General features: G+C 71.8%; 33 protein-coding genes. 15 read left to right on the top strand and 18 right to left on the bottom strand.

Going from position 1 to position 25,298, the window contains the following annotated elements:
* Nucleotides 1–22: 22 nt before the first annotated feature.
* Nucleotides 23–673, bottom strand: coding sequence for a TetR/AcrR family transcriptional regulator (locus ACIP67_RS31575; RefSeq protein ID WP_401696326.1), 651 nt, complete (start codon nucleotides 671–673; stop codon nucleotides 23–25).
* 73 nt (nucleotides 674–746) lie between these two features.
* Here ACIP67_RS31575 and ACIP67_RS31570 point away from each other — a divergent pair, with 73 nt between their 5' ends.
* Entirely contained in the window at nucleotides 747–2,198 is a 1,452-nt protein-coding gene (locus tag ACIP67_RS31570; protein ID WP_401696325.1) for an FAD-dependent oxidoreductase, read from the top strand.
* A 9-nt stretch (nucleotides 2,199–2,207) separates the two neighbouring features.
* Here ACIP67_RS31570 and leuE read toward each other — a convergent pair whose 3' ends face one another.
* The 9 genes from leuE to ACIP67_RS31525 all read right to left on the bottom strand — a co-directional run bounded on the left by leuE (nucleotide 2,208) and on the right by ACIP67_RS31525 (nucleotide 9,908).
* Entirely contained in the window at nucleotides 2,208–2,855 is a 648-nt protein-coding gene (leuE, locus tag ACIP67_RS31565; protein ID WP_401696324.1) for a leucine efflux protein LeuE, read from the bottom strand.
* A 30-nt stretch (nucleotides 2,856–2,885) separates the two neighbouring features.
* Nucleotides 2,886–3,458, bottom strand: a complete 573-nt coding sequence (locus ACIP67_RS31560) for a Uma2 family endonuclease (protein WP_401696455.1) — start codon at nucleotides 3,456–3,458, stop codon at nucleotides 2,886–2,888.
* Between the two features lie 99 nt (nucleotides 3,459–3,557).
* Nucleotides 3,558–5,138, bottom strand: coding sequence for a methylmalonyl-CoA mutase (locus ACIP67_RS31555; protein ID WP_401696323.1), 1,581 nt, complete (start codon nucleotides 5,136–5,138; stop codon nucleotides 3,558–3,560).
* A gap of 376 nt (nucleotides 5,139–5,514) precedes the next feature.
* A complete protein-coding gene (locus ACIP67_RS31550) occupies nucleotides 5,515–6,822 on the bottom strand; it encodes a hypothetical protein (protein WP_401696322.1) in 1,308 nt (435 codons plus the stop codon).
* Nucleotides 6,822–7,481 (bottom strand): RNA polymerase sigma factor, encoded by a 660-nt coding sequence (locus tag ACIP67_RS31545; protein WP_401696321.1) that lies wholly within the window; start codon nucleotides 7,479–7,481, stop codon nucleotides 6,822–6,824. Before ACIP67_RS31545 ends, ACIP67_RS31550 begins: the two co-directional genes overlap by 1 nt.
* 403 nt (nucleotides 7,482–7,884) lie before the next feature.
* Complete coding sequence (locus ACIP67_RS31540) at nucleotides 7,885–8,298, bottom strand: DNA-binding protein (protein WP_401696320.1); 414 nt, start codon at nucleotides 8,296–8,298, stop codon at nucleotides 7,885–7,887.
* Nucleotides 8,280–8,564 carry a hypothetical protein gene (locus ACIP67_RS31535; protein WP_401696319.1) on the bottom strand — a complete coding sequence of 95 codons (285 nt, stop codon included), beginning with the start codon at nucleotides 8,562–8,564 and terminating at the stop codon, nucleotides 8,280–8,282. Before ACIP67_RS31535 ends, ACIP67_RS31540 begins: the two co-directional genes overlap by 19 nt.
* A 174-nt stretch (nucleotides 8,565–8,738) precedes the next feature.
* On the bottom strand, nucleotides 8,739–9,383 hold the full coding sequence (locus tag ACIP67_RS31530) for an RNA polymerase sigma factor (protein WP_401696318.1): 645 nt from the start codon (nucleotides 9,381–9,383) through the stop codon (nucleotides 8,739–8,741).
* Nucleotides 9,384–9,494: 111 nt separating this feature from the next.
* Nucleotides 9,495–9,908 carry an ATP-binding protein gene (locus ACIP67_RS31525; RefSeq protein WP_401696317.1) on the bottom strand — a complete coding sequence of 138 codons (414 nt, stop codon included), beginning with the start codon at nucleotides 9,906–9,908 and terminating at the stop codon, nucleotides 9,495–9,497.
* Nucleotides 9,909–10,139: 231 nt separating this feature from the next.
* Between ACIP67_RS31525 and ACIP67_RS31520 the strand changes: the two genes are divergently transcribed.
* From ACIP67_RS31520 to ACIP67_RS31510, 3 genes are all read left to right on the top strand, one after another.
* Nucleotides 10,140–10,991: a helix-turn-helix transcriptional regulator gene (locus ACIP67_RS31520; RefSeq protein WP_401696316.1), complete on the top strand. Its 852-nt coding sequence runs from the start codon at nucleotides 10,140–10,142 to the stop codon at nucleotides 10,989–10,991.
* Nucleotides 10,992–10,999: 8 nt separating this feature from the next.
* Nucleotides 11,000–11,191 carry a DUF397 domain-containing protein gene (locus ACIP67_RS31515; protein ID WP_401696315.1) on the top strand — a complete coding sequence of 64 codons (192 nt, stop codon included), beginning with the start codon at nucleotides 11,000–11,002 and terminating at the stop codon, nucleotides 11,189–11,191.
* A 159-nt stretch (nucleotides 11,192–11,350) separates the two neighbouring features.
* Nucleotides 11,351–11,581 carry a hypothetical protein gene (locus tag ACIP67_RS31510; protein ID WP_401696314.1) on the top strand — a complete coding sequence of 77 codons (231 nt, stop codon included), beginning with the start codon at nucleotides 11,351–11,353 and terminating at the stop codon, nucleotides 11,579–11,581.
* Between the two features lie 50 nt (nucleotides 11,582–11,631).
* On the opposite strand, the gene ACIP67_RS31505 is transcribed toward ACIP67_RS31510, so the two are convergent.
* Complete coding sequence (locus tag ACIP67_RS31505) at nucleotides 11,632–11,988, bottom strand: DoxX family protein (RefSeq protein ID WP_401696312.1); 357 nt, start codon at nucleotides 11,986–11,988, stop codon at nucleotides 11,632–11,634.
* A 116-nt stretch (nucleotides 11,989–12,104) separates the two neighbouring features.
* On the opposite strand from ACIP67_RS31505, the gene ACIP67_RS31500 reads away from it, so the two are divergent.
* The gene (locus tag ACIP67_RS31500) at nucleotides 12,105–13,076 is read left to right on the top strand and encodes a LysR family transcriptional regulator (protein ID WP_401696311.1); all 972 of its coding nucleotides are present in this window, start codon (nucleotides 12,105–12,107) and stop codon (nucleotides 13,074–13,076) included.
* Here the strand turns inward: ACIP67_RS31500 and ACIP67_RS31495 are convergent.
* The 3 genes from ACIP67_RS31495 to ACIP67_RS31485 form a co-directional block, all read right to left on the bottom strand.
* Complete coding sequence (locus tag ACIP67_RS31495) at nucleotides 13,073–13,495, bottom strand: hypothetical protein (protein ID WP_401696310.1); 423 nt, start codon at nucleotides 13,493–13,495, stop codon at nucleotides 13,073–13,075. The two genes, ACIP67_RS31500 and ACIP67_RS31495, sit on opposite strands and share 4 nt — an antisense overlap.
* A 192-nt stretch (nucleotides 13,496–13,687) precedes the next feature.
* Nucleotides 13,688–14,254 carry a hypothetical protein gene (locus ACIP67_RS31490; protein ID WP_401696309.1) on the bottom strand — a complete coding sequence of 189 codons (567 nt, stop codon included), beginning with the start codon at nucleotides 14,252–14,254 and terminating at the stop codon, nucleotides 13,688–13,690.
* Nucleotides 14,255–14,408: 154 nt separating this feature from the next.
* On the bottom strand, nucleotides 14,409–15,986 hold the full coding sequence (locus ACIP67_RS31485; RefSeq protein ID WP_401696453.1) for a glycoside hydrolase family 20 protein: 1,578 nt from the start codon (nucleotides 15,984–15,986) through the stop codon (nucleotides 14,409–14,411).
* Between the two features lie 243 nt (nucleotides 15,987–16,229).
* On the opposite strand from ACIP67_RS31485, the gene ACIP67_RS31480 reads away from it, so the two are divergent.
* The 5 genes from ACIP67_RS31480 to ACIP67_RS31460 all read left to right on the top strand — a co-directional run bounded on the left by ACIP67_RS31480 (nucleotide 16,230) and on the right by ACIP67_RS31460 (nucleotide 20,500).
* The gene (locus ACIP67_RS31480; RefSeq protein WP_401696308.1) at nucleotides 16,230–16,844 is read left to right on the top strand and encodes a 2-oxo-4-hydroxy-4-carboxy-5-ureidoimidazoline decarboxylase; all 615 of its coding nucleotides are present in this window, start codon (nucleotides 16,230–16,232) and stop codon (nucleotides 16,842–16,844) included.
* A gap of 252 nt (nucleotides 16,845–17,096) precedes the next feature.
* The gene (gene sdhC / locus ACIP67_RS31475) at nucleotides 17,097–17,477 is read left to right on the top strand and encodes a succinate dehydrogenase, cytochrome b556 subunit (RefSeq protein WP_389513517.1); all 381 of its coding nucleotides are present in this window, start codon (nucleotides 17,097–17,099) and stop codon (nucleotides 17,475–17,477) included.
* A gap of 5 nt (nucleotides 17,478–17,482) precedes the next feature.
* A complete protein-coding gene (locus ACIP67_RS31470) occupies nucleotides 17,483–17,965 on the top strand; it encodes a succinate dehydrogenase hydrophobic membrane anchor subunit (protein WP_401696307.1) in 483 nt (160 codons plus the stop codon).
* 19 nt (nucleotides 17,966–17,984) lie between these two features.
* Nucleotides 17,985–19,739, top strand: a complete 1,755-nt coding sequence (gene sdhA, locus ACIP67_RS31465) for a succinate dehydrogenase flavoprotein subunit (protein ID WP_401696306.1) — start codon at nucleotides 17,985–17,987, stop codon at nucleotides 19,737–19,739.
* Complete coding sequence (locus ACIP67_RS31460) at nucleotides 19,739–20,500, top strand: succinate dehydrogenase iron-sulfur subunit (protein WP_401696305.1); 762 nt, start codon at nucleotides 19,739–19,741, stop codon at nucleotides 20,498–20,500. Before sdhA ends, ACIP67_RS31460 begins: the two co-directional genes overlap by 1 nt.
* A 78-nt stretch (nucleotides 20,501–20,578) precedes the next feature.
* Here ACIP67_RS31460 and ACIP67_RS31455 read toward each other — a convergent pair whose 3' ends face one another.
* On the bottom strand, nucleotides 20,579–20,842 hold the full coding sequence (locus ACIP67_RS31455) for a TM2 domain-containing protein (protein ID WP_401696304.1): 264 nt from the start codon (nucleotides 20,840–20,842) through the stop codon (nucleotides 20,579–20,581).
* A 180-nt stretch (nucleotides 20,843–21,022) separates the two neighbouring features.
* Between ACIP67_RS31455 and ACIP67_RS31450 the strand changes: the two genes are divergently transcribed.
* A complete protein-coding gene (locus ACIP67_RS31450; protein WP_401696303.1) occupies nucleotides 21,023–21,226 on the top strand; it encodes a hypothetical protein in 204 nt (67 codons plus the stop codon).
* On the opposite strand, the gene ACIP67_RS31445 is transcribed toward ACIP67_RS31450, so the two are convergent.
* Nucleotides 21,223–21,633, bottom strand: a complete 411-nt coding sequence (locus tag ACIP67_RS31445; protein ID WP_401696302.1) for a DUF2752 domain-containing protein — start codon at nucleotides 21,631–21,633, stop codon at nucleotides 21,223–21,225. The two genes, ACIP67_RS31450 and ACIP67_RS31445, sit on opposite strands and share 4 nt — an antisense overlap.
* Complete coding sequence (locus ACIP67_RS31440; RefSeq protein ID WP_401696301.1) at nucleotides 21,626–22,105, bottom strand: TM2 domain-containing protein; 480 nt, start codon at nucleotides 22,103–22,105, stop codon at nucleotides 21,626–21,628. Before ACIP67_RS31440 ends, ACIP67_RS31445 begins: the two co-directional genes overlap by 8 nt.
* A 243-nt stretch (nucleotides 22,106–22,348) precedes the next feature.
* Here ACIP67_RS31440 and ACIP67_RS31435 point away from each other — a divergent pair, with 243 nt between their 5' ends.
* From ACIP67_RS31435 to ACIP67_RS31420, 4 genes are all read left to right on the top strand, one after another.
* Nucleotides 22,349–22,759 carry a VOC family protein gene (locus tag ACIP67_RS31435; RefSeq protein ID WP_401696300.1) on the top strand — a complete coding sequence of 137 codons (411 nt, stop codon included), beginning with the start codon at nucleotides 22,349–22,351 and terminating at the stop codon, nucleotides 22,757–22,759.
* Nucleotides 22,760–22,901: 142 nt separating this feature from the next.
* Entirely contained in the window at nucleotides 22,902–23,309 is a 408-nt protein-coding gene (locus ACIP67_RS31430; protein ID WP_401696299.1) for a hypothetical protein, read from the top strand.
* Nucleotides 23,310–23,314: 5 nt separating this feature from the next.
* The gene (locus ACIP67_RS31425) at nucleotides 23,315–23,833 is read left to right on the top strand and encodes a thiol-disulfide oxidoreductase DCC family protein (RefSeq protein ID WP_401696298.1); all 519 of its coding nucleotides are present in this window, start codon (nucleotides 23,315–23,317) and stop codon (nucleotides 23,831–23,833) included.
* A 10-nt stretch (nucleotides 23,834–23,843) separates the two neighbouring features.
* Entirely contained in the window at nucleotides 23,844–24,674 is an 831-nt protein-coding gene (locus ACIP67_RS31420; protein WP_401696297.1) for a TetR/AcrR family transcriptional regulator, read from the top strand.
* A gap of 125 nt (nucleotides 24,675–24,799) precedes the next feature.
* Here ACIP67_RS31420 and ACIP67_RS31415 read toward each other — a convergent pair whose 3' ends face one another.
* Nucleotides 24,800–25,207, bottom strand: a complete 408-nt coding sequence (locus ACIP67_RS31415; RefSeq protein ID WP_401696296.1) for an ATP-binding protein — start codon at nucleotides 25,205–25,207, stop codon at nucleotides 24,800–24,802.
* Nucleotides 25,208–25,298: the final 91 nt, after the last annotated feature.

Raw genomic sequence — 25,298 nt, 5'->3', positions numbered from 1 at the left:
CGGAAACTCCTACGGAGACCGCCTACCGCATCCCGTACCGCGCCGCGATCCCGTCCAGGACGATCGCCAGCCCTTCCTCGAAGTGCCGGTCGAAATCGGTGAAGATCTCCGCGCCCGCCCGGGCCGCCAGGGGGAAGTCGGCCATCATCCGGGCGCGCTCCTCGAGGTCGAAGCCCTCGCGCCGTTCGCCGGGCAGGGGGAGGACGCCCTGTTCCTCCGTAACGAATCCCAGGGTGTACAGGTGGGTCGTGGTGACCGCGCGGACGGCTTGGGCGAAGGGGAAGCCGGCCGCGGTGAGGAGGCGCAGGCCGTCCTCCATCTGCCCGGCGTGCTCGACGCCGGTGAAGCGTGAGCCGCTGAAGACCTTCGCGCCGTCGCGGTAGCCGAGCAGCGCTGCCCGCAGTCCGCGGTTGGCTTTCAGCAGCCGCTCCCGCCAGGTGTCGTCCGGGTCGAGGGGCGTCCCGGCGACCATCCGGCGGTACATCTCCGTCGCCATCTCGTCGAGCAGCGCCTGCTTGTCCTTGAAGTGCCAGTACAGGGCGGGCGCCTTGACATCCAGCTCCCGGGCGATGGCCCGCAGGGTGAGGCCGTTCAGGCCGACCTCGTCGAGCAACCGCAGGGCGGCGTCGGCCACCTGCTTCCGGTCCAGCGGGGCGCGTCGTTCGGGAGTCACGCTTGACAGTTTAACGCCGTTAAGGACACCCTTGCGACCGACAGCACTTAACAACGTTAAGGAGAGTGGTCGTATGACGGCGTACGCGTACGAGACGGACGTGCTCGTGGTGGGCGCGGGCCCGAGCGGGCTGGCCCTGGGCATCGAACTGGCCCGGCGTGGGGTGGACGCGGTCCTCGTCGAGCGGGCCGACGGGCTGTTCCCCGGCTCGCGGGGCAAGGGGCTCCAGCCGCGCACGATGGAGGTCTTCGACGACCTCGGCGTCCTCGACGCGATCCGCGCGGCCAGCGGCGGCTATCCGGTCGGGATGATCTGGCAGGACGGGCGGCGGGCGGGCGAGCACCGGATGTTCGACCCGGTGGAGCCGACCGAGGACTCCCCCTACGACGAACCGTGGATGGTGCCGCAGTGGCGCACGCAGGAGATCCTGCGGGCGCGTCTGGAGGAACTCGGCGGGAAGGTCGCCTTCGGGCGCGAGGTGACGGGGCTCACGCAGGACGCAGCGGGGGTGACGGCGCACTGCGCCTCCGGCGGGGACGTGCGCGCCCGCTACGTGGTCGCCGCCGACGGGGGCCGTTCGGCCGTGCGCCGGGCGCTCGGCATCGGTATGACCGGCGAGACGGTCGACCCGAGCCCGACGCTGGTGGCGGACGTGCGGGTGGCCGGTCTGGACCGCGACAACTGGCACATCTTCCCGCCGGGCGACGGGGAGGGCGGCGGCTTCCTCTCCCTCTGCCCGCTGGCGGGCACGGACGACTTCCAGCTGGTGGCCCGGTTCGCGGAGGGGACCTCGGTGGACCTCTCCCTCGACGGCATCCGCGCGGTCGTCGCCGCCCGCTCGCACCTCACCCCGGAGCAGGTGACCGAGGTCCGCTGGGCGTCGGACTTCCGCCCCCGGGCGGCCCTGGCGGACCGTTTCCGCGACGGGCGGGTCTTCCTCGTGGGGGACGCCGCGCACGTCCACTCCCCCGCGGGCGGGCAGGGCCTCAACACCAGCGTGCAGGACGCGTACAACCTGGGCTGGAAGCTGGCGGCGGTCCTGCGGGGACAGGCCCCGGCCGCCCTGCTGGACACCTACGAGGAGGAGCGGCGCCCGGTCGCCGCCGAGGTGCTCGGCCTGTCGACGAGCATCCACCGGGGGGAGACCCGGCGCGGGGACGCGACGCGTCAGCTCGGCCTCGGCTACCGGGAGTCGTCGCTGTCCCGGGAGACCCGTACGGCCCCGGGCCGGGTGCGGGCCGGTGACCGGGCACCCGACGGGAGGGTGGGCGGCGTGCGGCTCTTCGACGCGTTCCGCGGGCCGCACTGGACGCTGCTCGCGCTGGACACCGCCGGTGAGGTGCCGGACCTGGGGGACGGCCTCGGGGACGGCCCGGGGGACGAGGTGCGTGTCGTCCGCGGTGCCGCCCCGGAGCTGTACGGGGCCGGGTGGTTCCTCGTCCGGCCCGACGGGTACGTCGGCTGGGCCGGTGACACGGCGGCGGACCTCGCGGCGTACGTCACGGCACTGGGGTCGCGCCGGTAGTCGGCCCGGTCAGGAGCTCGCGAGGGACAGCTTCGCGGCGAACCCGAGGAACAGGGCCCCGGCCGCCGAGGTGGCCCCCGCCGAGAGGCGCCTGCGCCGCCGGAAGGCGTCCGCCAGCCTGGTCCCGCTGAAGATCAGCGCGCTGAGATACAGGAAACTGGCGAGCTGCGCGAACGCCCCGAGGACGACGAACGACAGGGCCGGGTAGGCGTAGTCGGAGTCGACGAACTGAACGAAGAAGGCGACGAAGAACAGAATCGCCTTGGGGTTGAAGAGGCTGACCACGAGGGCCCGCCGGAAGGGCCGCTCGTCGGGATCGGCGGCCTCGGGCCGCTCGGCGGCCGCCGCCCGCCGGTCCCGCCACATCCCCCACGCGGCCCGCAGCATGCCGACCGCCAGCCAGGTCAGGTACCCGGCGCCCGCGTACTTCACGATCCCGAACAGCACGGCGTTGGCCTGGAGGAGGGAGGCGACGCCGGCGGCGGACAGCGTCATCAGGACGGTGTCGCCGCACCACACCCCGGCCGCGGCGGTGTACCCGGCCCGCACGCCGCGCCGGGCGGCGACGGAGAGCACGTACAGGGAGTTGGGCCCGGGGAGGAGGACGATCAGGACGAGGCCTGCCAGGTAGGTGGGGAGATCGATGACGCCGAACATGAGGACGAGTGTCGCACGGGGGTACGACGGTCAGTCCTCGCCGTCCAGGAGGGTGTCGACGGAGAGCTCCAGGGCGACCCCTACGGACTCGGGGACGGGGACCGACTGGCCCCGCTTGTAACGAGCGGGGGCGGGGTACTTGCCGTCGGCGGGGTCGGTGTACAGGAGGACCTCGCCGTGTTTGCGGTCGGCGATGAAATAGATGGGGACGCCCGCCCTGGCGTAGATGTCGACCTTCGTAGCTGTGTCATTGGTCCAGTTCGAGGAGGTCACCTCCAGGACCAGGCGGAAGACATGAGGCGCGTAGCAATTCTTCTCTACGAACGCGTCTTTGTAATCGGCATCCACGACGGAGAAGTCCGGCACCGCGTAATCGTCCGGCCCCGTCGGTAGCCACAAGCCGACGCCTTGCAGGTATCTGAGCCCTGCCTGCCTGGCTCGGACCTTCGAAAACTCCTCGATGAGCCAGGTCAGCGTCTCCTGATGCGGCCCATCCGGCGGCGGTGTCACGACAATGCTCCCGTTGAGGATCTCCACCCGGTGCCCGGGCAGCTCCTCCCAGAGCCGGTCGGCAGCATCGGAAAGCGACGACTCGTGCAGCATCACAGCCACGGCACCCTCCCTTCGGAGACACTCTCCATGAGCGTAACCGGAGGCGGGCAGATTCCGCCTCCGATCACCCGTTCGGAGGAGTCACCCAGCTCAGAACGTATCCGACGGCACATAGGCCCCCCACACCCCCCGCAACGCGTCGCACACCTCCCCCACCGTCGCCCGCGCCCGCAGCGCCTCCTTCATCGGGTACAGGACGTTGTCGTCGCCCTCCGCCGTCTTCCGCAGGGCGTCCAGGGCGGAGTCGACCGCCGTCCGGTCCCGTTCCGCCCGCAGCCTGGCCAGCCGCTCCGCCTGCCGGGCCTCGATCGCGGGGTCGACGCGGAGGGGCTCGTAGGGCTCCTCCTCGTCGAGCCGGAAGCGGTTGACGCCGACCACGGTCCGTTCGCCGCTGTCGGTCTCCTGGGCGATGCGGTAGGCGGAGCGCTCGATCTCGGACTTCTGGAAGCCGCGTTCGATCGCCGCGACCGCCCCGCCGAGGTCCTCGACCTTCCGCATCAGCTCCAGCGCGGCCGCCTCGACGTCGTCGGTCATGCTCTCGACGACGTACGACCCGGCGAAGGGGTCGACCGTCGCGGTCACGTCCGTCTCGTACGCCAGCACCTGCTGCGTCCGCAGCGCCAGCCGCGCGCTCCTGTCGGTCGGCAGCGCGATCGCCTCGTCGAAGGAGTTGGTGTGCAGGGACTGCGTGCCGCCGAGCACGGCCGCCAGGCCCTGCACCGCCACCCGCACCAGGTTCACCTCCGGCTGCTGCGCCGTCAGCTGGACGCCCGCCGTCTGCGTGTGGAAGCGCAGCATCATCGACTTCGGGTTCTCCGCCCCGAACTCCTCCTTCATCACCCGCGCCCAGATGCGGCGCGCGGCACGGAACTTGGCGACCTCCTCCAGGAGGGTGGTGCGCGCCACGAAGAAGAAGGACAGCCGGGGGGCGAAGTCGTCGACGTCCATGCCGGCCGCGACCGCCGTACGGACGTACTCGATGCCGTCGGCGAGGGTGAACGCGATCTCCTGCGCGGGGGAGGCGCCCGCCTCGGCCATGTGGTAGCCGGAGATCGAGATGGTGTTCCACCTCGGCATCCCGGTCCGGCAGTAGCGGAAGATGTCCGCGGTGAGGCGCAGGGAGGGCTGGGGCGGGAAGATGTACGTGCCGCGCGCGATGTACTCCTTGAGCACGTCGTTCTGGATCGTGCCGGTCAGCCGGTCGGCGGCGACGCCCTGTTCCTCGGCGACCAGTTGGTACAGGAGCAGCAGCAGGGCGGCGGGGGCGTTGATCGTCATCGACGTGGACACCCGGTCCAGCGGGATGCCGTCGAACAGCACCCGCATGTCGTCGACCGAGTCGATCGCCACGCCGACCTTGCCGACCTCGCCGTGCGCGATCGGCGCGTCGGAGTCGTGGCCCATCTGGGTGGGCAGGTCGAAGGCGACCGACAGGCCGGTGGTGCCGTGGGCGATGAGCTGCCGGTAGCGGGCGTTGGACTCGGTCGCCGTGCCGAATCCCGCGTACTGCCGCATCGTCCAGGGGCGGCCCGTGTACATCGAGGGGTAGACGCCCCGGGTGAAGGGGTACGCCCCCGGCTCCCCCAGTTTCCGCTCCGGGTCCCAGCCGTCCAGGGCGGCCGGCCCGTAGACCGGCTCGATCGGCAGTCCGGACTCCGACTCGCGCGCCATGGTGTGATGCCTCCCGCCGAGCGATCGTGCGGATCGGTCAGTCACCACCATGCCGGGCCGGGCGCCTGCCGTCATCCCGGCGCGCGCCTGGGGCCGTCGTCTTGGGAGCGGGTTCTCGGGCGGGGTTTCTCGGGGAGGGGTTCTCGGCGCGGGCGGGACCGGGGGAACGTGTCCCGCCCGCGCCGGGTGCACGAGCCGCGGGTACGGGGGGAACCCCGGCTCGGTGCGAGGGCCGATGACCAGTCGGCTCACTCTGTACTGCGTCACGGCCGCGGAAAACGTCACACCCTGAGCCGAAGATTTTTCGGCGACCGAGAAACCGCAGGTCAGGCGGGTTCGAAGAAGGCCGGGGAGCGGTGGGAGAGGCGGGGTGGGATCACCGGAAGGCGCCGGACGGTTCGTAGCCGCCGGACCCACCGGCGCCACGGAACACACCCGGCGCACCGGAGGTACCGGACGCACCCGACGCACTGGTGCCGTGGAACGCGGTGGACTCACCGGTCACACCGGTCACACCGGTCACATCGTCCGCACGGGTGTCCTTGCCGCTCTTCCCGCCGCCGCTGTCCTCGTCGTCCCCGGTGTCCTGGCCGGCTCCGCCGCCGTCGCCGCTCTGCTCGCCGGCGATGCCCTGGTCGCCGTCGCCGTCCTGCCCGTTGCCGGTTTCCGTGCGGTCCTGGCCGCTGCTCGTGCCGCCCTCGGCCGCGCTGTCCCACGCGTCGCGGTCGTCGCCGGTGCCCAAGTCCTGGCCGCCGGTCGTGTCGAGGACCTGCGCGCAGTACGACGACACGCGGGAGGAACCGCCCGCCGCGTCCTCCAGGGCGCTGCGGCGGTCGGCGTCCAGCCGGTGGCCGTCCTGGACGTCGCGGCAGGCCGAGGTCACGCCGCTGGGCCAGCTCCGGTCGTCCTCGGTGCCGCGGGCGGCGGAGTCGTCGCCGGTGCCCTGCGCGGTCCCCTCGGCGTCCGGTGCCGGGGTGCCGCTCGCGGTGCCGTCGGAGGCGGTCGCGCCGCCCGCGCCGTCGTCCGGCGGGGGCGGGACGAGCGGGCGGTCCGGGCCGGGGGTCGCGGCACCCGAGACGGAGGACGCGGGTCCCGGGTCGGTGCCGTCGAAGGGTGTCGGCAGGATGCCCGTACCGGCCGCGACGGCGACCCCGCCGGCCATGCCGACGGCCAGCGCGGCGGCCAGCCCGAGGCGTACGGGGTGACGGCGGCGGCGTCGGCTGTCCGGCGCGCTCCGTCCGCCGATGCGGATCAGCCCGCCGTCGTCGGCGTGGTCGTCGTGCCCGGCCGCCGGAAGAGCGGCCGGTGCCGCCGTCCGGCCGGGGCGTCCGTCGCCGCCGAGGTCCGGGGAGGCCGTCGGGGAGGCCACCGGCTGGGGCAGGCGCTCGGCGCGGGCCTTGCGGAAGGCGGCCAGGGCGGCGGCCTCGCCGGGGAGTTCGCCGTCGGCCGGGGCGGGGGCGGCGGCGAGCGCGGCGAGGGCGCCGACGGTACGGGCGAGCCGTTCGGCCTCGTCTCGGTGGGCGGCACCGACAGCGTTGTCGGGTGCCTGACCGCTCAGCAGACGCTCCACCGCCGCCCGGTCCAGCCGGCGGCCGGAGCCGCGGTCCCGGCCGGGACCGCGGGCCGCGGCGGAACCGCCGGGGGGTTGCCCGTCCCCCGGGAAGACACAGCGCTCGTCGGCCATCACATGTCCTTCTGCGTCCGCGCGAGCGCAGGCGTCACACCGGCGGACGTCGCCGCGCGCGAGCGCGGTCCTCGCTGGGGCGGCAGGGTGCCGAGCACACCGGCCGTTTCCGGGTCGTCGCCGAGCAGCTCGGCGAGCTTCTTCAGTCCGCGGTGCGCGGCCGTCCGGACGGCGCCGGGCCGCTTGCCGAGCGTCTCGGCGGCGGTCTTGGCGTCCAGGCCCATCACGACCCGCAGGACGACGGCCTCGGCCTGGTCCTGCGGCAGCCGAGCGATGAGGTCGAGGGTGCGGCCGGTGGCGAGCGCCTCCAGGGCCTCCCCCGCGGTGTCGGAGTCGGCGGCCCGGCCGGTCAGCTCCGTCTCGTCGCCGCCGATCGCGGGGCGGCGGCCGCGCATCCGGACGTGGTCCAGGGCACGGTTGCGGGCGATGCGGGCTGCCCAGCCGCGGAAGCGGTCGGCGTCGCCGCTGAACCGCTCCAGGTCCCGGGCTATCTGGAGCCAGGCCTCGGAGGCGACGTCCTCGGCGTCGTGGTCGCCGACCAGTGTGCGGACGTACCCGAGGAGCCGCGGGTGCACCGCGCGGTACACGGCCCGGAACGCGGTCTCGTCTCCGTGCTGTGCCGCGAGCACCGCGGCTGTCAGCTCCGCGTCGTCCCCCACGTCGTGGTCCTCGGTCGATGGTTGCGGTGTGACCGGTCCGAAGGAGGTCCCGGCCCGCGGATGGTCACGGCCCGCGGATGGTCACGACCGTAGTGGTCACGGCGGCACGGTGGTCCAGCCGCTCCGCCGTCCGGCGCGAAAGGCACGTTACGACCTGAAACCGCCGGTCGTCCATGTCAGGACAATGTGCGGCGGGCTCGTGACGACCGCGGGCGGGTGCGAGGTGTGACAGAAAACGCACGCACGGCGCTGTAGGGAGTACGGGCCGCCGCGCGGCCCGTGCCGCGCGACGGCCGGGGCCTCTCCTGTGGGGGGTGGCGGCCCCGGCCGTTGCCTCGGTTCAGCGCCGAACGCCCCAGCAGGGGAGCAGAACCAGACCCCGAGAAGACGTCACGCCGACTGCTCACACGGCGACGAGACGGACCCGTTCTCCACAGAGCTTGGTCATGTCGTCGACATCCGAGGTCAGCATGACCACAGGCCGCTGCTGCCGAAGCGCCCCCTCGGCCACGGCCGCGTCGATGGCGTACTTGTGACCGTGCAGGCCGGCACCCATCAACAGGGCCGAGGCCGCCTTCGCCTCCTCGTCACCCACCGGGATCACGCGAAGGCCGGACAGCAGCCAGCTCAGCCGCGCCTTGTTGGTGCGGGCGTGCACGGCCTCGATGATGGTGAGCGCACAGATGACCACTTCCATGCCACGCGAGCGCGCCTCCGCGACCAGGGCCACCACGGTCTCGTCGTCAGCGAGCAGCTTGGAGAGCCCCTCGCTGTCCAGGACCAGCGTCCCCTCGTGACTCAGCTTGCGGCGGGCCACTGGTCTTCCTCGGCGAACACCTCGTCGAAGACCTGCCGCGCCCGCTGTTGCGCCTGCCCGGACACCGGCCCCTTGCGGCTCTCGTAGTCGGCCAGGTACTCGTCCAGCACCTGTCCCCTCAGCTCCCGCTCGACGGCAGCGGCGATGAACGCGGAGAACTCCCGCTTGCCGACCCGGGCCCGGATCGCCTCCGCGGTCCCCTCGGGCAGAGACAGGCTGACCCGGGTCGCCGGCCCCTCTCCGATGCTGTACGTCGTCTCAGACATGGAAGCGATTGTGTCAAACAAGTAGGAATCCAGAAAGTCCTGCCCGACCCGACAGCGGCCAGGGGCACTCCCGAGCCCTCCCTCCGCCCGTGCCCGGCCCCGTCCGGTTCTGTTCGCGCCGCCGTCTTCGGCGAGGTCCAGCCCCTGGTACGTACGGATCGCGGCTGCCTGTGTTCATGTCGCGTCCCCCTGCGCCTCCGGCGCCCGGAGGCGGTCGTCCGTCACGGCATCGTCGACCGTCACCTCGTCGACGCCCAGTTGGCGGGCGAGCCGTTTCAGCCCCCGGTGGGCGGCCGTCCGCACCGCACCCGGCCGCTTGCCGAGGACGCGCGCGGCGGTGGGCCCGTCCAGTCCGACCACGACCCGCAGCAGCACCGCCTCGGCCTGGTCGCGAGGCAGCCCGCGCACCAGTTCCAGGGCCCGTTCGGTGGAGAGCCCCTCCAGTGCCTGGTCGTGGGTGTCGTGCGGGCCGGGCAGTTCGAGCAGGTCCGGTTCGAGCGCGGTCGGCCGGGGCCGCGCCCGCTGCCGCCGCAGGTGGTCCAGCGCACGGTGCCGGGCGATGGTCGCGGTCCAGGCCCGGAAGCCTGCGCCGTCCCCCTGGAACCGTCCCAGGTCCCGGGCGATCTCCAGCCAGGCGTCGGAGGCGACGTCCTCGGCGTCGTCGCCGACCATCCCGCGCAGATAGCCCACCAGCCCCGGGTGCACGATCCGGTAGGCGACCGCGAACGCGGCCTCGTCCCCCTCCTGGGCCCGCGCCACGGCCGCACCCAGTTCCCCGTCGTACGCCTGCGCGCGCCGGGGTTCCCCTCCCTGGCCCAAGAACCGTCCTCGTCCGTGCGGAGTGTCCGGTGGGTGCGCGGCGCCCACCGTGTCCACGGTCGCACCGCGTCCACACCCCCGTCGTGATCAGCGTCACGCCGCACGGATCCGTCACAGTCCGGCCAGCTCGCACCACACGTACTTGCCGTGATGCCCGGACCTCGACAGCGGCTGCCAGCCCCACAGGTCCGAGCACGCCCGCACGATGGCCAGCCCCCGCCCCTCCTCCGCGTCCCCCAGCTCCTCGAACCTCCCCGGCGGCCCCGGCGGCTCCGGATCCGCGTCCCACGCCCCGATCCGCAACACCCCGTCCCGCCAGCGGACCCGGAGGGCGGCCGGCCCCTTCTGGTGTCCTACGGCGTTGGCGACGAGCTCGGTGGCCAGCAGCTCCGCGGTGTCGGTCACCCCGGCGAGCCCGTGGAGGGCGAGGACGGCACGGAGGGTACGGCGGCTGACGGTGACGGCGCGGGGGTCGTTGGGGACGTAGAGGGAGTACTCCCAGGAATCGGTGTCGTTCTCGGGCATGGGTGAGCTCCGTTCGGGTGGTGAGAGCGGTGGGGGCCGCGGTCGGCGGGCGGTGTCCTTGCCGCGGCCGTCATGGCAGGACGGGGCGGTGCGCTTCCGGTGGGCCCGGCGTTCCACTGTGTGTGCGTCGCGTCACCGAACGTAGGGGCCAACCTTGGTCCGGCGCAAGCTGTTGCCGTAATCTGACCCCGAACGGGGCCTTATCGGGCGCCTGTTGGACTGAGGAGGGGCATGGCGCGGAGACGGCATCCGACCGCTCGGCAAGCACGCCTCGGCGTGGAGTTGCAGAAACTGCGCGAAGAAGCGGGCCTGAAGGGACGTGAGGCCGCCGTCCTGTTGGGAACCGACGCGGCCCGCCTGAGCCAGATCGAATCCGGCGTCGCGGGTGTCAGCGTGGACACGGTGCGGCGGCTGGCAGCGCACTACGCCTGCACGGACGAGGGGTTGATCGACGCACTGGTGGCGATGGCCACGGATCGGACACGCGGCTGGTGGGAGGAGTACCGGAAACTACTGCCCGCATCATTCTTGGATCTGTCGGAACTGGAACATCACGCCACGTTCCGGTGGGACGTGGACTTCTTGCACGTCCCGGGCCTCCTCCAGAGTGAAGATTACGCACGGGCGCTCTTCTCCTGCCGGGTCCCGCAACTCCCGTGCAACGAACTGGAGGCGCGCGTTCACCACCGCATGGAGCGGCGCGTCATCATCACGGAAGAGCCGTCCATTCCCTACCAGGCACTGGTCCACGAGGCAGCGCTGCGGATCAGGGTCGGTGGGAGCGCCACCTCACGGGCTCAGCTGGCTCGCATCCTGGAACTCTCCGAGCGGGACCACGTCACCGTACGCGTCATCCCCTTCGCCCTGGAGGACTTCTCCGACATCACGGCCGCCATGGCGTACGCCGGTGGCGTGGTGCCAGAACTGGACACGGTGGTGCGCGACGCCCCTCACGGCACCGTGTTCATCGATTGCGAAGCCCAGCTCAACGTATTCCGAACACTCTTCCGTAGAGTCGAGGCGGTATCGCTCGAACCGAAACCGTCGCGTGACCTCATTCACCAACTGGCAAAGGACGTGTGAGGCATCCCATGGTCACCTCTGAGATCTGGCGGAAGTCCTCCTACTCCGGCAGCGGCGACGGCAACGCCTGCGTGGAGGTGGCCCACCACCACCCCTCCATATCCATCCGCGACTCCAAAGCCCCCGCCCGCGCCGCACTCACCTTCCCCACCACCGCCTTCACCTTCTTTCTCGAAGCCCTGAAGCGGAGTCCCCACTAGCCGCCCGTCGCGAAGGAGCCGTGAGGGGCGGTCCCGCAGGGGGCGAGGGGGCACCGGGAATATGTGAGACGGGCACGTGTGCAACCGGTGTCGGGTGTGTACTGGGTTCGATGAGGGGCGGGCTGTTGCGTCGCTGTCGACGTGGGGGGAGAGGCGCCGATGGTGGGCGTGGCGGCCGAAGAGCCGGATTCCGGCCGGGGCGGTGTTCGAGGCTTCGGTGACAGACAGCGCTCATGGGCTTCTGCGGTCGTCCAGGTTCTTGCCGGGGACGACGACGTGGTCGGGGCGGGATTTCTGGCTGATGAGGGCGTCGTCGTCACCTGTCCGCATGTGGTGCGGGCCGCCGGGTGCGGCCCGGGCGACGAGGTGAAGGTGCGTTTTCCGCAATAGCAGTCGTCCCGTTGGGCGTTTCCGTCGGCCTGGACCTTCATGCGGCACCCTCATGTCCATCGCGCGGCGGCGAGGACGAGCGACGCCATGGCCAGGCTCAGGTAGCCGCCCGGGAACGCGATGTTGTGGTAGACGCGGGCACGGACGTGTACGCCGACCGCGCCGACGAAGAACAGGACGAGTCCCGTCGCGGCGGCGACGCCGATGGCCGTGACGCCCGCGAGCCCGAGCAGGAGGCCGGCGGCTCCCGCGAGCTTGAGCGCGGCGAGCCACGGAATCCAGGTCTGCGGGACACCCACTTCGGTCGAGTTGGCGACGACGAACGCGGACCGCGAGAGGTCCGCGGCGGCCATTGCGGCGTTGGCCAGGACAGTGGCGACGGTGATGACGACGTAAGCCGTGAACATGTGCCTCGCCTTTCGGTCGAGCCCATCGGATGGTCGGCGAGCCCTGCGCACTCACCGCGACAAGCCTTTCCGAGGCTCCGGGCGACGTCCAATACCAGCGTCCATAACCTGGCGGCATGGATGTGGACACACGCCTGCTGCGCTCCTTCGTCGCCGTGGCGGAGGAGGGGACCCTGACCCGCGCCGCCGAGCGGCTGTTCGTGTCCCAGCCGGCGCTGACCAAGCAGATCAGGCAGCTGGAGGCCCAGCTGGGAGCGCGCCTGTTCACGCGGTCCCGCACCGGTATGGCGCTCACCGAGCCGGGCCGGGTCCTGAGCGAGCGGGCGCCCGCCCTGCTGGCCGAGTGGGACCGGGTGCTGCGGGAGACCAGGAGCGCGGCCGGCCGCGCGGCCCGCGTGCTGCGGGTCGGCTTCCTGGCGAGTGCCGCCAACGAGGCGACTCCGCGCATCATCGCGGAGTTCACCCGGCGCCGGCCGGGCTGGCGGGTGGACATGCGGCAGGCCGCCTGGTCACACCCCAGCGCCGGGCTGGTCGACGGAGACGCCGACGTGGCCCTGCTACGGCTGCCCTTCCCCGGCCAGGACGCCCTGCGGACGGAGGTGCTGTTCACCGAGGACCGCTGGGTCGCCCTCCCCGCCGGACACCCCCTCGCCACCCGCGAGGTGATCCCCTTCCGGGATCTGTGGGACGAGCCGTTCGTGGCCGCCCCGCCCGAAACAGGCTGGTGGCGCGAGCACTGGCTGGCCACCGACGAACGCGAGGGCCACCCGGTCCGCATCGGCGCCGTCACCGACCAGCCGGACGACTGGCTCAGCGCGATCGCCAACGGCTACGGCATGGCCCTGGCCCCCGCGTCCGCCGCCCGCTTCTACGCCCGCCCGGGCATCACCTACCGCCCCGTCAGCGGTGTCAGCCCCAGTCGGGTCGGCGTCGCGTGGTCCCGCGCCGACGACACCGATCCCGTCGTCCGGGACTTCGTCCGCTGCTGTCTGGACTGTCTGGACACCGGACCGCGGCCGGAGGAGACCCCGGCCCGATCCACAGGGCCGGTGCCGCCCCCGACCCGGACAGGTGCGAAGCCCCGCTAACCGCCCGTGGCGTCCCGGCACAGCAGCCGCAGCGAGCCGTGTCCGGCGAAGCAGCGGCGGGCCTCGTCGATCGGGTCCCAGAGGCGGCCGTCGGGCGTGCGGACCCAGTGGTCGCCGCCCGTCGCCCACCACTCGCCGCCGGTCCGCCGGACGATCACCTCACCGGCGTACGCGCCGAGCCCGCGCAGCACGGTCTCCACGGCGGCGTACGGCGTGTCCTCGCGGCGCAGGTCGCCGATGAGGCGGTCCACGCGCCACAGGCTCTGCGCCGAGAAGTCCAGGCGCGTCCGCGCGGCCTCGGGCAGGGTGGCCACGGCGTCCGCCGCCCACCGGGTGGGTTTCGTCGCGGCCTGCGGCCGGCCGCCCTGCTGGGAGAAAGGTTTCTGCGGTGTCGTCGCCTGCGTCATCGCACTGGTCATATCATGCGTTCCCGCGCTGGTCATAGAGGGCGGAGCGTGGTCCGCCCTCAATCCATCGCTCCTGGTCAGAGGCGCTCCCCAGGATGCATGCAGGACGCACGCAGGACGCACGCAGGACTCATGCAGGACTGCCTCAGCTTCCCCGCAGCGCGGGCACAGGAGCGGCACTCCCGCCGCCCGTGCCCCGGCGGCTCACCGCCGGCCGCGCGCCCGGCGCGACACGACCGCCCGCAGCACCCGCCGCCCCTCCGTGGAGACCTCCAGGGCCCGGCGCATCCCGCCCGCGCCGTTCCCGGCGAGCACTTCGAGGACGGTGACCTGGCGGCGCAGCTCGGCGGCGACGAGCGGCGGCATGCCCTCCGTGCGGCCCGCGCGGCGGGAGTCGAGCGGGGCGGGGTCGGCGGCGGGGTCGAGGAGCCGGTGGATCTGGAGCGAGGCGACGGAGCAGGCGTCGGCCCACCGCCGCAGCTCGGCGGCGCACCGCTCGGCGGGGGCCGCCTCCAGCATCCGTCCGGCGAGCACGACGGCCTCGTCACCGCCTCCGTCGGCGGGACCGTCGGCGGGACCGAGCGTGCCGCGCACCTGCTTCAGCAGGTCGCCCCAGGCGGTGGCGTCGGCGTCCTCCGCGAGGGCCCCCCACAGCGGGCGCAGGGTCTCGTCGTCCCCGCCCAGGAGGGGTACGCACCGATCCAGACAAGCCAGCCCGCTGGCGGCGAGCCCGCGGTCGTCGGCCCGGGCGATGAGGTCCACCAGGCTCATGCACGCCTCCCTGTCCGGGGCGCCGTCCGCACGGAGCCCGCACTTCCCCTTACTGCGTGCGACAGCCCGGGAGTGTCACAGCGCGGGCGCGCCGAGCCGGGAGGGATGCTTTTCGGCCAACCCGGCTCCAGGGTCGGTGGGGGGGAGAACCCGGTCAGCCGAGCCGGTCCGCCAGTGCCGTGAACTCGGTCCAGGACAGCGACGGCGTGCCCGGGTCCCACAGCTTCTGCACCGTGGCGCGCAGCGGCATGCGGATACCGGCCGCGACCTGGTCCTGGGTCTGGGAGTTCGACAGGTCGCACCAGACCGCGAAGGAGCCGCCGAGGATCTGGGCGTCGTAGCTCGCCGGGACGGCCGTCGTGCCGCGCAGGACCCTGGGGGTCCACTGGTCGTAGATGCGCTCGCCGGTCGGGTAGACGAAGGTCTGCGGCTCGCCGAGGACGTAGTACAGGTACTCGTCGTTGTAGTTGAGGACCTTGCGGCCGGCGCTCAGGTACTCCACCGGCTTGCGCGCCCCGATCTCCTTGCCCGTCCAGTAGGCGACGACCAGGTCGTCGGCGGGCTTCACCGAGGTCCCCGCGTAGAAGCCGTCGTTCCAGGCCCGCATGGTGCGGTCGTGGGCGCGGACGGTGTAGGCGCGGTCGTTGAGCCAGCCGGTGGCGAGGTCGGCGACGCCGGCGCCGGAGCCGTAGGTGTCGCGCGCGGCGGTGGCGAGCTGCGGGTAGGAGGCGGCCGGGTCGGACACCGTCAGCGCCTGGTACTCGTCGCCGCCGAGGTGCCACTGGCCGCCGGTGAACAGCCCGGCGTACTCGTCCAGCAGGTCGTCCAGGAGGGCGCCGGAGGCGTCCTTGGAGATGTCGATCGCGCCACGGGTCGCCGTTCCCTGGGCGTTCTTCAGCTGGAGCTCGGGGTGGGCGGCGAGGACGGCGCCGAGGTGTCCGGGCGAGTCGATCTCCGGCACGACGGTGATGTGCCGGCTCGCCGCGAGGTCGACGATCTTCTTCACCTGCGCCTTGGTCAGGTGCGGCGTCGAGACGATCTCCGGGTGGGTGTCGGACTCGATCCGGAACGCCTGGTCGTCGGAGAAGTGCAGGCCGATCTCGTTGAACTTGAGGTCGCCGAGCTCACGCACCCGGTCCTCGATCCAGTCGGCGGTGAAGTGCTTGCGCGCGATGTCCAGCATGAACCCGCGCCGCGGCTTGGCCGGCTCGTCGCGCACGACGCCCTCCGGTGCCGTGCCGCCGCCGTGCACCTCCTGCTTCAGCGTGCGCGTGCCGTAGAACACCCCCTCGTCGGACGGCCCGCTGACCGTCACCCGCCCGCCGCGCACGGTCATGGTGTACGACTCCGGGTTCGCGCCCTCGTCGTCGTTGAGCGCCAGCCGCAGGTCGCCGGCCTTCACGTCGTCCTTCTGGCCCGCGTACGACATCCCCAGCTCACCGGCGATCAGCCGGCCCTCGTCGGCGAGGTCGGCGTCGCTCACCACCACCCGCTGCCCGGTGGCCGGCCGCCACCCGGGGCCGCGCGCCGGGGTGTGGGCGCGGACGGCGGGGATGGTCCGCGGGGTCTGCGAGAGGGCGTACGTGCGGGTGGGCGTGGGAGCGGCCGCCGCCCCGGTGCCGGTCCCGTCACCGGTCGTCCGCGCCTGTGCCGATCCGGCCCGCGTCCCGCCGTCCCCCCAGGCCCACACTCCGGCGCCCGCGCCGATCACGACGACGAGAGCGCCGGCCAGCAGGGCCCGCCGGACGACCTGGGGCTGCGGGGTCCTCTCCGGCGCCCGGCGCCGCTGCCTGTGCCTGTGCCTGCTCACTCCGCCAACCTACGACTCCCGGCCGTTCGAAGCGCGCGGAAGGGGTCCACCGCATCCTCCGAAACTCTCTCGTTCGAGTGAAATTCGGGCAAGCGTCGGACACGTCATGAGCACTCTCGATAACGTAGCGCCACACCTTTCACGGCATCCCCTGCCACACCACTCGTGACGCGAGGATCCACGCTGCCTGCGCACCGCCTCTCCCGCTTCTCCGCCCGAGTCGCCATACCGACACTCCCGGAGCAGACCAGGACCTCTCCCCCGGCACGCCCGCCGGAGCCGTTCGAGACGCATCCGCCGGAAGTGTTCGACACGCATCCGCTGGAGGTGTTCAACACCGCCTCCGCCGAGGAGGCCCACCACACCCTCCTCGCCTGCCTCCACAGCCCCAGCTGGGCCCGGCGTGTCACCGCGCACCGCCCCTACCCCACCCCGGACGCCCTCCTCGCCGCGTCCGACGAGGCCGCCTACGACCTGGCCCCGGGAGACCTGGCCCAGGCCCTCGCGGCGGAGACCCTGCCGCCCCTCCCGGAGAACACCTACGAAGCGCCACACATGGCCCTGGACGCGGCCCACGCGGCGTACGAGGCCCGCTTCGGACACGTGTTCGTCCTCTATCTCGGTGACACCCCGCCCGAGGAAACCCTCGACCACGTCCTCGAGGCCATCCGGTCACGATTGACGAACGATCCCGAGAAGGAACGCGAGGTCGCGGCGGAGGAGCTCCGGCGCACGGCGAGAGGGCGGCTGACGGCCCGCCTCGGGGGCGCGAGGCCGTAACCGGCCCCCGGCCGCCGCCACATGGGCGCGACCGGCCGCCAGGACACCGCATCGGCGGATACCCGGACACCCCGCCCCGGAAGCGCCGGCCGCTCGCCCATCCGCGTGCCACTTCGATCACACCGGTAGGCCCGCTGTAAGCGCCGCAGGCACACGTCGCTACGATGCTGGGGGCCGGTGGACCGTACCCGGCCGGGCCCGTCCGACGCCGAAGCCGGCAGGCCCCAGTCCCCGCTCCCGGAGGGTTCTTCCGTGCCGGCTGGAACGCTGTACCGCGGCCGGGAAGGAATGTGGTCCTGGGTGGCTCACCGAGTCACCGGCGTCCTCATCTTCTTCTTCCTGTTCGTTCACGTGCTGGACACCGCACTCGTGCGTGTCTCCCCCGAGGACTACGACAAGGTCGTAGCCACGTACAAGACCCCGCTCGTCGCGTGCCTGGAGTACGGCCTCGTCGCCGCCATCCTCTTCCACGCTCTCAACGGCCTGCGTGTCATCGCCGTCGACTTCTGGTCCCAGGGACCGCGCTACCAGAAGCAGATGCTCTGGTCCGTCGTCGGCATCTGGCTCGTGCTGATGCTCGGGGCGATCTACCCCGTCCTCGGCCACGCCGCTCGTGAACTGTTCGGGAGCTGAGACAGATGGCCACCACTGAAACCACCGCCTCCGGAGTCGGCCCCGTCGAGGGCGGTTCCGTCTACAACGTCGACAACCCGGCGCCCGTGATCGAGGCCCCGCGCAAGCGCACCAAGAAGACCCCGAAGTCGACGCGGGGCAACTTCGAGATGGCCGCCTGGCTGTTCATGCGTCTGTCCGGCGTGGTGCTGGTCGTCCTGGTCATCGGCCACCTGCTGATCCAGCTCGTCCTCGACGGCGGCGTCTCCAAGATCGGCTTCGCCTTCGTGGCCGGCCGCTGGGCGTCCCCGTTCTGGCAGGTCTGGGACCTGCTGATGCTGTGGCTCGCCATGCTGCACGGCGCCAACGGCCTGCGCACGGTCATCAACGACTACGCGGAGCGCGCGAACACCCGGCTGTGGCTGAAGGGCCTGCTCTACACCGCCACGGTGTTCACCATCCTGCTGGGCACGCTGGTGATCTTCACCTTCGACCCGAACATCCGCTAGGCACGGGGCTGCGAGAATCATGAAGATCCACAAGTACGACACCGTCATCGTCGGCGCCGGAGGCGCCGGTATGCGCGCGGCCATCGAGTCGACGAAGCGCAGCCGCACCGCGGTCCTGACCAAGCTCTACCCCACCCGCTCCCACACGGGCGCCGCGCAGGGCGGCATGGCCGCCGCGCTGGCCAACGTGGAGGAGGACAACTGGGAGTGGCACACCTTCGACACGGTCAAGGGCGGTGACTACCTGGTCGACCAGGACGCCGCCGAGATCCTCGCGAAGGAGGCCATCGACTCCGTCCTCGACCTGGAGAAGATGGGCCTGCCGTTCAACCGCACCCCGAACGGCACGATCGACCAGCGCCGCTTCGGCGGTCACAGCCGCAACCACGGCGAGGCCCCGGTCCGCCGGTCCTGCTACGCGGCCGACCGCACCGGCCACATGATCCTCCAGACGCTGTACCAGAACTGCGTGAAGGAGGGCGTGGAGTTCTTCAACGAGTTCTACGTCCTCGACCAGCTGATCACCGAGGTCGACGGCGTCAAGCGCTCGGCCGGCGTGGTGGCGTACGAGCTGGCCACCGGCGAGATCCACGTCTTCCAGGCGAAGGCCGTCATCTACGCCTCCGGCGGCTGCGGCAAGTTCTTCAAGGTGACCTCCAACGCGCACACGCTGACCGGTGACGGCCAGGCCGCCGTGTACCGTCGCGGGCTGCCGCTGGAGGACATGGAGTTCTTCCAGTTCCACCCGACCGGCATCTGGCGCATGGGCATCCTGCTGACGGAGGGCGCCCGCGGTGAGGGCGGCATCCTCCGCAACAAGGACGGCGAGCGCTTCATGGAGAAGTACGCGCCGGTCATGAAGGACCTCGCCTCCCGCGACGTCGTCTCCCGCTCCATCTACACGGAGATCCGCGAGGGCCGCGGCTGCGGTCCCGAGGGCGACCACGTCTACCTGGACCTCACCCACCTGCCGCCGGAGCAGCTGGACGCCAAGCTCCCGGACATCACCGAGTTCGCGCGCACCTACCTGGGCATCGAGCCGTACACCGACCCGATCCCGATCCAGCCCACCGCGCACTACGCGATGGGCGGCATCCCGACGAACGTCGAGGGTGAGGTGCTCTCCGACAACACCACGGTCGTCCCGGGCCTGTACGCGGCCGGCGAGGTCGCCTGCGTCTCCGTGCACGGCGCCAACCGCCTGGGCACCAACTCGCTGCTGGACATCAACGTGTTCGGCCGGCGCGCGGGCATCGCCGCCGCCGAGTACTCCCAGAAGGCCGACTTCGTCGAGCTGCCGGAGGACCCCGCGTCGCTCGTGGTGGAGCAGATCGAGCAGCTGCGCGGCTCGACCGGGAACGAGCGGGTGGCGGAGCTGCGCCGCGAGCTCCAGGAGACCATGGACGCCAACGTCATGGTGTTCCGGACCGAGCAGACGATCAAGACGGCCGTCGAGAAGATCGCCGAGCTGCGCGAGCGCTACCGGAACGTGTCGATCCAGGACAAGGGCAAGCGGTTCAACACCGACCTGCTCGAGGCCATCGAGCTGGGCAACCTGCTCGACCTGGCCGAGGTCATGGCCGTGTCCGCCCTCGCCCGCAAGGAGTCCCGCGGCGGTCACTACCGCGAGGACTACCCCAACCGCGACGACGTCAACTTCATGCGCCACACCATGGCGTACCGCGAGGTCGGCGACGACGGCAGCGAGTCCATCCGTCTCGACTACAAGCCGGTCGTCCAGACCCGCTACCAGCCGATGGAGCGTAAGTACTGATGGCTACCCCCGTAATGGACAAGGTCGAGGCGGACTCCGCCGCCTCTCCCTACATCACCGTCACCTTCCGGGTCCGCCGGTTCAACCCGGAGGTCTCGGCGGAGGCGACCTGGGAAGACTTCCAGCTGGAGATCGACCCCAAGGAGCGCGTCCTCGACGGCCTCCACAAGATCAAGTGGGACGTCGACGGCACGCTGACCTTCCGCCGCTCCTGCGCGCACGGCATCTGCGGCTCCGACGCGATGCGGATCAACGGCAAGAACCGCCTCGCGTGCAAGACGCTGATCAAGGACATCAACCCCGAGAAGCCGATCACGGTCGAGCCCATCAAGGGCCTCACGGTCCTGAAGGACCTGGTCGTGGACATGGAGCCGTTCTTCCAGGCGTACCGGGACGTGATGCCCTTCCTGATCACGAAGGACACCAACGAGCCGACGCGCGAGCGGCTCCAGTCGGCCGAGGACCGCGAGCGCTTCGACGACACCACGAAGTGCATCCTGTGCGCCGCCTGCACGTCGTCGTGCCCGGTCTTCTGGAACGACGGCCAGTACTTCGGCCCGGCGGCCATCGTCAACGCGCACCGCTTCATCTTCGACTCGCGTGACGAGGCCGGCGAGCAGCGCCTGGAGATCCTCAACGACAAGGACGGTGTGTGGCGCTGCCGCACGACGTTCAACTGCACGGACGCCTGCCCGCGCGGTATCGAGGTCACCAAGGCGATCCAGGAGGTGAAGCGGGCGCTGATCACGCGCCGCTTCTGAGGTCCGGACGCCTCCGACACGCCGAGGGCCCCGCTCCAGCACGGAGCGGGGCCCTCGGCGTGGGTGCGCCGGAACGGCTCAGCCGCGCAGGACGCGGCCCTGCTTGTCGGTGCGGTCGTTGCTGGTGAGGAACAGGATGCCGTCGATCAGCGCCCAGAGGCCGAGGCCACCGCAGGTGAACAGCTGGGCGATGCCCACGCCGACGGAGCCGACGTAGAAACGGCCGATGCCGAGGGAGCCCAGGAAGATCTGGAGGATACCGGCGACGATCTTCGACTTGTCGGAGTACGGACGGCCCTGGGGGTCGACGCCGTAGGGGGCCTCAGGGGTGGGAACGCTCATTGCACTGCTCCTGGATGACTGCGAACGGGGACTCCAGGAGGGATGCGACGAGATGCTGCCCGAGAACTGCTCACGTACCCTGCCGTGCATGGACATGCAGGAACGTCCCCCCTGTGAGCCGTGAGCTTAGGGAGAGCTGTGGGGCGAAGGGGAGTGGGTGGGAACTTTCGTTCTAATTCCGTGATCTGGAATCTCGCGATCCGGATTACCTTGATCCGGATTCCGCCGGATTCCCGCGATCCGGATTCCCCCGGACTCCGACGATCCGGATTCCCCCGGACTCCGGCGATCCGGATTGCCGTGATCCGGATTGCCCTGATCCGGATTGCCGTGATCCGGATTGCCGTGATCCGGATTGCCGTGATCCGGATTGCCGTGATCTAGACGAGATTGCGGGCGACGGTCCACAGGACGGCCAGGCCGAGGATAACGGCCTGGGCGGGCCGGCCGAGCTGCGGCCGCCAGCGCCTCCCGCGCAGCCCCTCCGCCACCCACCGCGCCAGCAGCGCGAGCGCGAACGGTGCGGCGAGCAGCAGGGCGCGGTTGTCGAGCCAGGCCTGGGCGGGATGACCGTGCATCAGGTCGTAGACCATGCGGGTGCCGCCGCAGGCGGGGCAGAGCAGGCCGGTGACGAACCGGAAGGGGCACTGCGGCAGCAGGTGCCCGGGCTCGTGGGGGTCGGTGACGTAGAGGTAGGCGGAGCCGGCCGCGCCGGCGGCGAGCACCGCGAGGGGTGCCGCCGCCGGGTGCCGCAGCACGGACGTACGGTCCCCGCCCACCCCGTCAGCCACGCAGGACCCGCCCCTGGGCGTCGGTCTTGTCGCTGCTGGTCAGCAGGATGATGCCGTCGATGAGCGCCCAGAACCCGAGCCCGCCGCAGGTGAACAGCTGGGCGAGGCCCAGGCCGACGTGGCCGATGTAGAACCGTCCGACGCCGAAGGAGCCCAGGAAGAGCTGGAGGATGCCCGCGACGATCTTCGACTTGTCGGAGTACGGGCGGCCGTACGGGTCGTAGCCGTAGGGGGCGTTGGGGTCCGCGCCGTAGCCGGGGGGCGGGTACCCCGGCTGCTGGTAACCGGGCTGCTGGTAACCGGGGGGCGGGTAGCCCGCCTGCTGATAGCCCTGCTGGTAGGCCTGCTGCTGAGCGTCCTGGGGGTAGCCGTAGGGGCCGGCCTGGCCGCCCGCGTACGGCCCTTGACCGGCGTTCGGATACCCGTACCCCGGCTGGGGGGGCTGCTGCGGCTGCTGCGGCTGTTCGGACACGGTGGCTTCTCCCCGAGACCTGATGATCGGATGTGACACACAAGTGAGTTCAGGTCATCTTGCCCGAAGAATCGGACCCCGGAGAAGTCAGGTGGTCCATCGCCACGCTCGACCGGCCGGAAGTCCATGCGGCCCGGGCTGCCCCGCTCGCGGGCTGTTCGCCGCGCACACCGGCGGTACGGATTGCGCGAGGCGGCGCCGACAATCACGGCTTCGGGCCCGCTCGGCACCTATTCTGACGGTATGTCAGACGATGAGTCCTACGAACTGCTCGGGTTCGACCACGTCCTGCTGTCCGTCGGCGACCTCGGTGAGGCCGTGAGGTTCTACGAGCGGGCCGGGTTCACGGCGGCGTTCCGGTTCGACGAGGCCGGGATCGCGTTGCTGAGGGTCGGGGGCGAGACGCCCGGCATCCTGCTGCGCGCCGAGGAGGCGCTCGGGCACCGGCCGCCGCCGTGGGCCTCGCCGCGCCTGTGGCTGGAGGTTCCGGACGCGCGCGCGGCGGCCCGCACGCTGGTGGACGCCGGGATCGAAGCCCTGGACGAGCCGTTTCCGGTGGCCACCGGCTGGACCGTCGAGGTCGCCGACCCCTGGGGGAACGTCCTCGGCTTCACGGACTACTCCAAGCGGCCCGAACTGGGCCGGAGGGGGTGACGCGGCCGGGACGCGCAGGGCGCGGCCGTGGGATGTGACGCAGGCATCATCCCCCTCTCCTGCAAGGGAGTTGAACACGTTCAAACACGGGTCTAGAGTCTTCCCGTCAGCGTTTTTGAACACGTTCAGAAGGGGGAGGCGCATGGACCGCACGGTCGTCGCCTACGTCATCTACCTGGTCGTCAGCATCGCCCTGACCGTCTGGGTCGCCCGCACGCTCAGCCGCAACGGACGGATCTTCCTGGCCGACGTGCTGCACGGGAACGACAAGCTCGCCGACGCCGTCAACCACCTGCTGGTCGTCGGCTTCTACCTCGTCAACCTCGGCTTCGTCACCCTCTACCTCAACGGTGACGAGACCATCGAGGACACCCGCGGCGTCTTCGAGGCGCTGTCGACCAAGCTGGGCGTCGTCCTCCTGGTCCTCGGAGCGATGCACCTGGGCAACGTGTACGTGCTCAGCCGCATCCGGCGGCGCGGGGTCATGGAGCGGGAGCAGGTGCCGCCCGTCGCACCGCAGGGCTGGGTCGCCCCCTCGACCGGGGCCTGAGCGCCATGACCGCCCGACAGGCCACCGAGGCCACCGCCGACCGGGACGCCGCCCGCGTCCCGGTCCGCCGGCTCACCGTCCTGCACGACCCCGACTGCTCCCTGTGCGCCTTCCTGAGCGACTGGCTGCGCCGCCAGCGGCAGCTGGTGCCGCTGGAGCTGGTCCCCGCGGGCTCCGCCGAGGCGGCCCTGCGCTTCCCCGGGCTCGACCACCGCGCCACGCTCGACGAGATCACCGTCGTCGGCGACGCGGGCCAGGTCTACCGCGGTGCGGCCGCCTGGATCGTCACCCTGTGGGCCCTGCGCGAGCACCGGGCCCTCGCACACCGCCTGAGTACTCCCGCGGGCGCGCGGCTCGCCAGGGGCGCCGTCCTCGCCGCCGCCGAGTGGCGGGGGACCCGGCAGCACCGCGGCGGCTGGGGCGGGTCCGGGTACCGCCGGGCCGACGGATGGTCCTACGACCCGGCGCGGGGCTGGACCCACACGTCCGCTGCCTGCACGGACGGCCACTGCCCCACTGACTAGGCTCTCCCCCGTGCCCGCGAAAAACGACGGCCCCGCCGAGGCCGCTCCCCCGACCCGGTCCTCCGAGGACGCCGCCCCGACCAAGTCGGAGCAGACCCGCGCGCTCATCCTGGAGACCGCGATGCGGCTGTTCCAGGAGCGCGGGTACGACCGGACGACGATGCGGGCCATCGCCCAGGAGGCCGGGGTCTCGGTCGGGAACGCCTACTACTACTTCGCCGGCAAGGAGCACCTGATCCAGGGCTTCTACGACCGGCTCGCCGCCGAGCACCGGGAGGCGGTCCGGGAGGTGCTGGCCCGGGAGACGGGACTGGAGGCGCGGCTGGCGGGCGTGCTGCGGACCTGGCTGGACGTGGCCACGCCGTACCACGAGTTCGCCGTGCAGTTCTTCAAGAACGCCGCCGACCCGGACAGCCCGCTCAGTCCCTTCTCCCCGGAGTCGGAGCACGCGCGCGTGGAGGCGATCGGCGTCCACGAGCAGGTGCTGGCGGGGGCGGTGCGGACCAAGGTGCCGGAGGAGCTGCGGAAGGTGCTGCCCGAGCTGATGTGGCTCTCCCAGATGGGGCTCGTCCTGTACTGGATCTTCGACCGTACGGAGGGCCGTGAGCGCAGCTACCGGCTCGCGGAGCGGGGCGCCCGACTGACCGCGCGGGGCGTGGCGCTGTCCCGCTTCCGGGTGCTGCGGCCCCTCGTCCACGAGGTGCACGAGCTGTTCACGGACTTCCTGCCCGGCATGACGAAGGCCCTGCCGGACCCGGCGCGCAGAAGCGCGGCGGGCCCGGCGGAAGGCCCGGCGGAAGGCCCGGCGGAAGGCCCGGACGGAGCCCACGGAACGGATTGACCGGCCGGACCGGCCGGACCGGCCGGACGGGTCGGACCGGCCGGGCGGGCCTGTTCCACCGTGTCCGCCTCGTCTCACGACCGCCCTGTGAGGTCCACGCCGTACCCGCGGGCGGGGTTCCGGGGTCACGGGGTGTCCCGCGGGATCACCAGTGCCCACACCGTCTTGCCGTGCCGCCCCCGGTTCCAGACGCCCCACGTGGCGGCGAGGGTCTCCACGAGGAGGAGGCCGCGGCCGTGTTCCTCCCACTCCACGACGACGCGCGGGCGGGGTTCGAGCCGGCCCCCGTCGGAGACCTCGACGAGACAGGAGCCGTCGGCCAGGGCGGTGACGGCCACCTCGACCTCGCGCTCGTGCGGGGCCCCGTGCCGTACGGCGTTGGTGGCCAGCTCGGACACGATCAGGACCACGTCCTGGAGGGCCGGGTCGTCCGGGCCGTGGCCCCAGTCGGCCAGGTGGTCACGGACCCGGCGCCGGGCGAGGCCCACGGACGCCGGATGCCGGGGCAGCCGGAAGGAGTTGCGTCTCGACACGTCTGCTCCTCACCCCGCGCACACCTCCACCACATCGTGCCCCGTCGGGTGACTGCCCGGTGTCCCGCGGGCGCATGCCCGGGCAGCCCGC

This window comes from Streptomyces sp. NPDC088812 (genome assembly GCF_044750285.1).
Lineage (GTDB): Bacteria > Actinomycetota > Actinomycetes > Streptomycetales > Streptomycetaceae > Streptomyces.
This window is presented reverse-complemented; position numbering and strand designations above follow the sequence as displayed.